This is a genomic window from Actinomadura darangshiensis, assembly GCF_004349235.1.
GTDB classification, from domain to species: domain Bacteria; phylum Actinomycetota; class Actinomycetes; order Streptosporangiales; family Streptosporangiaceae; genus Spirillospora; species Spirillospora darangshiensis.
In genome coordinates, this window is record NZ_SMKY01000396.1 from 1 (window position 1) to 6,792 (window position 6,792).

Here is a 6,792-nt window from a genome sequence, read left to right on the forward strand (position 1 = left end):
CCCCGAGGACGCCGTGCGGATCGTGGTGGTCGCCGCCGACGAGCCGGTCGATCTCCGCGCGCGTCACCCGTGCCATGACGTCATGGCCTCCCGTCACTGAGTCCTTTACCCAATGAAGGTGCCCCCTGAGGCGACGGTCTCACATGCCTCGCCCACCTGTTTCCACGAGCTTGACGATCACGATGGCGGGTGGGGGCTGGAGGACGGTGTTGCGGCCGCACGGGCGACACGACTCTTCGTCGTTGGGGTCGCGTCCGAATGCGCCGTCCGTGCGGCCACGTCTTCCTCGCCCCAGGGGTGACACCGACCCCGCCCCCCTGGGCTCCACTCCTGTGTCACTTCAGCGACACAAGTACCTGCCGTATCGGAGCGCCCCGGCCCGGTCCGCCCCCGCTCGCGGACCGGGCCGCGCCGTTCCCCATGCGGTCCTCTCACCGGTCTCCACGCTCCCCGCGCGCCTGCTCCGCGAGCAGCCCGCGGAGGCCCTCCGGGTCGTCCGCGGCCACGGTCATCGCACATCCCGCCTGTAGCTGGGCGTCGGTGAGGTCGCCGCTGCGGGTCGCGTACCAGCGTCCCGCGTCGCTGCGCCACACCTGCCAGCCCGGATACTCCCCCTCGATGGCCGCCTTCAGATCGTCGAAGTCGCCCATCAAGGTCGTCCCTTCCCCGAGGCGGCTCTTCTGTATACAAAAGTCTTACTCGGTCCGAGAGGTGTCAAGCTGTCCGTAAGCGGACCATGCCCCCGCGGATAGCGCGCGGAAGGTATGGATGAGTGGGAGGGGCGAAGCAGGATCGAACGCCCCGTCGAACGGTTCCGAACGGGGTGGGGCCGCCAGAAGGGAGGTGACGCCGGTGCCGGACCGTCCCGCCTACCTGCGCATCGCCGACACGCTGCGCGACGGGATCCGGGACGGCAGCCTTCCGCAGGGAACGCGGCTGCCGACCATCGCGGACCTGTGCGACGCGCACGACGTCTCGGAGATCGTCGTCCGGCAGGCCATCGCGCTGCTGCGCCAGGAGGGGCTCGTCGAGACCCGCCGCGGCGGCGGCACGCTCGTGCGGGTCGTGCCGCCCGCGCGCCGGGTGGCGATGGACCGCTACCGCGCGGTGACCCGGCCCATGGCGGTTCCCGAGACCACGTTCACCCGCGACCAGAAGATCACCTGGCAGGACTACCGGCTCGACAAGGAGTTCACCCGGGTCCGCGCCGACGACGAGCTGGGCGCGCTGTTCGAACGGCCGACCGGCACCGAGCTGCTGCGCCGCCGGTTCGTCTTCTACGCGCGCGGCGAGCCGCAGCAGATCTCCGTCAACTACCTGCCGTGGGACGTCGTCGGCGACACGCCCGTCGCCGACCCCGCGCGCGAGCCGTGGCCCGGCGGGACGCTCGCGCAGCTGGCCTACCTCGGGCATCCGCCGACCCGCGTCGAGGAGTCCGTCCGGTCCCGGATGCCGACGCCCGAGGAGGCCGAGGCGCTCCGCATGACGGGCGGGGTGCCGGTCCTCGCCATCACCCGCCGGATGCTGTCGCACGCGGTCGTCATGGAGGTCTGCCGCGACATCGTGCTGCCCGCCGACCGCGTCGTCCTCGACTACTCCATCGACCTGTGAGGCCCGGCCGGCCCCGGGTCAGCCGGTGAGCCGGGCCAGGGACCGCAGCGGGACCGGCAGCCACGACGGCCGGTTCCGCGCCTCGTAGCGGATCTCGTAGACCGCCTTGTCGAACTCGAACGCCCGCGTCAGCGCCGCGTGCGCGGCCGGGTCGGGCCCGCCGGCCGCCGCGTAGCCCGCGCAGAACGCCGCCCGGTTCCGGTCGGCCCACGCCCGGGCGCGCAGCTCCAGCGCATCGGCCGTGTGCGGCGGCAGGTCGCCGTCCCGGGCCAGCAGGAACCGCGCCGCGTACTCGAACGAGCGGAGCATCCCGGCGACGTCCCGCAGCGGGTGCGCGGGAGCGCGGCGCTCGGCGGGCGTCCGGGCGGGCTCGCCCTCGAAGTCCAGCAGCGTCCAGCCGGCGTCGGTGCGCAGCACTTGGCCGAGGTGGTAGTCGCCGTGGACGCGCTGGAACGGCAGCGCCGCCGCGCCCGCCGCGACCTCGTCGAACACCGCGCGGATCGCGTGCGCGTGCGGGCGCAGTTCCGGGACGGCCGCGCTGACCTGGTCGAGCTGCTCGTTCATCGCGAAGACGATCTCGCGCAGCAGCTCGGGCGGCGCCCGCGTGACGCCGAACGCGGCGGCGAGGTCGCGGTGCACCTCGGCGGTCGCCGCGCCGAGCCGCTCGGCCTCGGCCGCGAAGTCGCCGCCGGCGTCCCCGGCGTCGTCCGCGGTGAGCTCGGGTGCCGGACCGGGGTGGCACGGCTGCCCGAACCAGTCGCGGACGCTGGTGAGCGCGAGCTGCCAGCCGTCGGTCCCGGTGCGCAGGAACTCCGACAGCAGCGCGAGCGTGACCGGCTCGTCCGCCCCGCCGCCGCCTGTTTCGCCGCCGGCTCCACTTGTGTCCAGCTCGATCCAGCCGTGGACGGCCGGGACGTGCTCGCAGCCCGCCCGGGAGAGCGCGAGATTGACCTCCAGGTCGGGGCTGACGCCGGGGGACAGGCGGCGGAACAGCTTGCAGATGTAGGCGTCGCCGAAGACCAGCGAGGTGTTGCTCTGCTCGGCCGTGTTCGGCGAGCCGTCCAGGTCGGTGCGGATACCGGTGCCGGGCGCGCGGTGGAAGACCAGCGGGCCGACGACCCGCTCGTCGGCCATGTGGGCGAGCAGCGGGCGGGTCAGCTCGGGGTCGTGCGCGGCGTCGTAGACGGACCCGATGACGCCGTGCTCGCGGACGTCGAGCCGCCCGATCGCGGCGCCCTCCAGCCGCTCGGGGAGGTCGCGGCGGACGCCGAGGAGGACCTGGTACTGGTCGGTCTCGCCGTTCTGCCGGACGTCGAGGATCAGGTGGTGCATCCCGGGCTCGCCGGGGAGCAGCTCGGTGATGGTGCCGATGGACAGGTCGTCGATGGGGCCGTCCTTGCCGCCGAACCACCGCTGCCGGGGCAGCCAGCCGGCCAGGAGCCGGACGAGCGAGTTTTCTGACGGCGGTGCGGGCGGCGGCACGGCTACACCACTCCTTCTCCAGGCTCGGTGTCCTCGGGCGGCGGCGGGAGCAGGAACCAGTAGAAGCCGTGCCCGGGAAGGGTCAGCAGATAGGACAGTTCGCCTATCGCAGGGAACTGGACGCCGCCCATGCATTCGATCGGCGCGGAGCCCCGGAAACGCCGCAGATCCAGTTCCACCGGCTGTGGAAAGCGCGACAGGTTGTTCACGCACAGGATGGTGTCCATGCCGCCCCATTGATTGGTGTCCCCGCCGTTGATCTCGCGGGTGAAGGCGAGGACGGAGGGGTTGGAGGCGGAGAGTTCGACGTAGGTGCCGACGCCGAAGACGGGGTGGCGTTGGCGGATTTCGATCATTTTGCGGGTCCAGTGCAGGAGTGATCCGGGGTTGTTGGTCTGGGCTTCGACGTTGACGGCTTGGTAGCCGTAGATGGGGTCCATGATGACGGGGAGGTAGAGGCGGGCGGGGTCGCAGTGGGAGAAGCCGGCGTTGCGGTCGGGTGTCCATTGCATGGGGGTGCGGACGGCGTCGCGGTCGCCGAGCCAGATGTTGTCGCCCATGCCGATTTCGTCGCCGTAGTACAGGACGGGTGAGCCGGGGAGGGAGAGCAGGAGGGCGGTGAAGAGTTCGAGTTGGTTGCGGTCGTTGTCCAGGAGGGGGGCGAGGCGGCGGCGGATGCCGATGTTGGCTTTCATGCGGGGGTCTTTGGCGTATTCGGTGTACATGTAGTCGCGTTCTTCGTCGGTGACCATCTCCAGGGTGAGTTCGTCGTGGTTGCGCAGGAAGATGCCCCATTGGCAGGATTCGGGGATTTTGGGGGTTTGGGCCATGATTTCGGAGATGGGGTAGCGCTGTTCGCGGCGGACGGCCATGAAGATGCGGGGCATGACGGGGAAGTGGAAGGCCATGTGGCATTCGTCGCCGCCGGCGGCGGGGTCGCCGAAGTATTCGACGACGTCGCCTGGCCATTGGTTGGCTTCGGCGAGTAGGACGCGGTCGGGGTAGAGGCGGTCGACTTCGGCGCGGACGCGTTTGAGGTAGGTGTGGGTTTCGGGGAGGTTTTCGCAGTTGGTGCCTTCGCGGGCGTACAGGTAGGGGACGGCGTCGAGGCGGAAGCCGTCGATGCCCAGGTCGAGCCAGAAGCGCAGGTTCTCCAGCATGGCGTCCTGGACGGCGGGGTTGTCGTAGTTGAGGTCGGGTTGGTGGGTGAAGAAGCGGTGCCAGTAGTACTGGCCGCGGACGGGGTCGTAGGTCCAGTTGGAGGATTCGGTGTCGATGAAGATGATGCGGGCGTCGGGGTAGCCGGTGTCGTCGTCGGCCCACATGTAGAAGTCGCCGAACGGCCCGTCGGGGTCGGTGCGTGAGGCTTGGAACCAGGGGTGCTGGTCGGAGGTGTGGTTCATCACCAGATCCGCGATCACCCGGATACCGCGCGCATGGGCCTGCTCGATGAGTTCGACGAAGTCTCCGAGTTCCCCGAAGTCCGGCAGGATGCTGGTGTAGTTCGCGATGTCGTAGCCGCCGTCTTTGAGTGGTGACTGGTAGATGGGCAGCAGCCACAGGCAGTCGACGCCGAGCCATTGCAGGTGGTCGAGTTTGGAGATGAGGCCGCGCAGGTCGCCGTAGCCGTCGCCGTTGGAGTCGGCGAAACCGCGGACCGACACCTCGTAGAACACCGCCGTCTTGAACCAGTGCGGCGTGCGCGGGGTCTCCTCGTCGAACGGGTCGGGGACGGGGCCCGCGGCCGGTCCCGGGCACGGCGCGGCGGTGGCCTCCTCCGGCGGGCCTGCGTCCGCCTCCGGCGCGGTGACCTCGGCGGACGTGCTGCGGGTGTAGTTCTTCGGCTGTCCGTGCATGGGTCACCCCGGGTGTGTTGGAGACATCTAGATCAGCAATTCCCTCGACGGGGTCCGGGGACGTTCGCGACAGGCAACCATCCGTAAAAATTTCAGTACGCTCTGTAGTCAGGCGACCCGCTTCGCCGTCGGACGCCCCCGTCCCGCCGCACGATCCGCACCTCTGCCCGGAGTAGATCGCCGGGTGCCGGGGCCTCCGTTCCGCCGGGTACCGCGCCGCCGCGAAGGTCATCGGGCAGTCGCCGCCGGGTATCGCACGGGAAAGCGGCGCAAAAAACCTGGTGATTCACGGCCCGTTCACTGGCGCCGGGCACCGCTATCACTTGCCGCATGGCGGTTGTGTCATGTCCGGGTTTTTAGGTTCGTCGCTTTTTCTGTCGCAACCCCCGGGTAGGTCGTTTCCAAGCCCAGAACCCGCCGTGCTGGCGGGTTCTGCTCACTTTCGGACGGAATGCGTCCGTCCAAAAGCGATCGGAGGGACAGTGGAGCGCTGGGAGATGTCGCCATCGGTCGTGCCGACGCGCGATGACCTCGTGGCGCGGCTGCGCGTACGCTTCGCCGACATTCCGGTGGAGCGGGTGCGCCGCTGCGTGGACGACCTGTGGTGCTGCTGCACCCATCTCGGGGTGCGGCCCGAGGAGCGGACCATCGAACGCCTCGCGGCGTCCCGGCTGACGGGCGTCGTGCGCGGCGGCCGCCCGCCCTATCCGGACGAGCGGCCGGGGTCCAGACCGCCCGGCTTCCAGCCCGCCCTGCGGCCCGCGCGAACCCGGCCCGCTCCGTCCCGGCCCGTCCACGCGGCCGCTCGAACCCCGATCGGGATGTGACAGATGAAGGACACGACCGTGCCGGGCCTGAGCATCGAGACCCGGCGAGGGTTCACCGTGCTCGGCCTGCCCGCGCAGATCAGCTGGCAGAACTACGCGGGGATCCGGGAGGGGGTGAGCAGGGCGCTGTCCCTCGCCTGCGCGGGACAGCGCGGGACGGGACGCGGCGGAGTCGTCGTCGACTTCGGTGACGCGGTCCTGCTGGACGCCGCCGGCCTGGTCCTGCTGGCCCGCGCCGAGACGCGGGCGCAGCTGACCGGCTGCCCGCTGCGGGCCGTGGTGCCCGCCCTGTCCGCGCACGTGCGGCGGGCACTGCACCTCACCGGGCTGGCGCAGCTCGTCCCGGTGTTCGCGGACGTCGCGTCGGCGACGGCGGCGCCCCTCCCGGACGGGACGGCCGGGGAGGTCGACACCACGCACGTGCTCGACGCGATCCGCGCCCTGCACCCGGGGGACGCCGGGCTCACCCCGACGCCGCCCGCCCCGTCCGAGCTGATGATCACCACGACGGCGGCCGCCGACGGCGACCACACCGTCGTGCACCTGTCCGGCGTGCTGGACGAGGTGACCGTGCCGCGGCTCGGGGAGACGCTCACCACGCTCGTCGAGGGGAACCTGCGGCACCTGATGGTGCGGATGCACGACCGGCTCGGCGTCCGCTGCGACCCGCTGCCGATCCTGCTCGGCATCCGCTGGCGCGTCGCCGCCGAGGGCGGCTGCCTGGCGCTGCCGGCGCTGCCCGGCAAGCTCCGCGAGATCGTCGACCGGGAAGGGCTCGGCTCGGTGTTCACCGGCTGCCGGTCCATCGAGGACCGGCTGCTCAGCGGCGCCGAGCCCGCCTGACCCCGCGGCTCCTGCCGGCCCGCGCACGTCCTCCGTCCTGCTGGATCGTGAGGATGTGCGCGGGCCTTTCGCGCGGGTCGAGGCGGACGTAGTTGGCTTGGGTCCAGGTGTAGGTGGCGCCGTCGAGTTCGTCGGTGACGTCGAAGGTGTGGGTGGGGTTGTCGGGGAGGCCG

The 6,792-nt window shown here is 71.1% G+C and carries 7 protein-coding genes; 3 read left to right on the forward strand and 4 right to left on the reverse strand.

Features of this window, described 5'->3' with window-relative positions; all coding sequences use genetic code 11:
• Positions 1-431: 431 nt before the first annotated feature.
• Entirely contained in the window at positions 432-650 is a 219-nt protein-coding gene (locus tag E1293_RS42625) for a hypothetical protein (RefSeq protein ID WP_132205141.1), read from the reverse strand.
• Positions 651-852: 202 nt separating this feature from the next.
• Here E1293_RS42625 and E1293_RS42630 point away from each other — a divergent pair, with 202 nt between their 5' ends.
• Positions 853-1,611, forward strand: a complete 759-nt coding sequence (locus tag E1293_RS42630) for a GntR family transcriptional regulator (RefSeq protein ID WP_132205143.1) — start codon at positions 853-855, stop codon at positions 1,609-1,611.
• 18 nt (positions 1,612-1,629) lie between these two features.
• Here the strand turns inward: E1293_RS42630 and E1293_RS42635 are convergent, their stop codons facing one another.
• A complete protein-coding gene (locus tag E1293_RS42635) occupies positions 1,630-3,093 on the reverse strand; it encodes a maltokinase N-terminal cap-like domain-containing protein (RefSeq protein ID WP_132205145.1) in 1,464 nt (487 codons plus the stop codon).
• Between the two features lie 2 nt (positions 3,094-3,095).
• Entirely contained in the window at positions 3,096-4,949 is a 1,854-nt protein-coding gene (treS, locus tag E1293_RS42640; protein ID WP_243717412.1) for a maltose alpha-D-glucosyltransferase, read from the reverse strand.
• 497 nt (positions 4,950-5,446) lie between these two features.
• Between treS and E1293_RS42645 the strand changes: the two genes are divergently transcribed.
• Positions 5,447-5,776, forward strand: coding sequence for a hypothetical protein (locus E1293_RS42645; protein WP_132205147.1), 330 nt, complete (start codon positions 5,447-5,449; stop codon positions 5,774-5,776).
• Between the two features lie 3 nt (positions 5,777-5,779).
• Positions 5,780-6,619 carry an STAS domain-containing protein gene (locus E1293_RS42650; protein WP_132205149.1) on the forward strand — a complete coding sequence of 280 codons (840 nt, stop codon included), beginning with the start codon at positions 5,780-5,782 and terminating at the stop codon, positions 6,617-6,619.
• On the opposite strand, the gene E1293_RS48195 is transcribed toward E1293_RS42650, so the two are convergent.
• The coding region (locus E1293_RS48195) for a hypothetical protein (RefSeq protein WP_165978666.1) at positions 6,597-6,792 on the reverse strand (196 nt) is incomplete at its 5' end. The genes E1293_RS42650 and E1293_RS48195 overlap by 23 nt on opposite strands.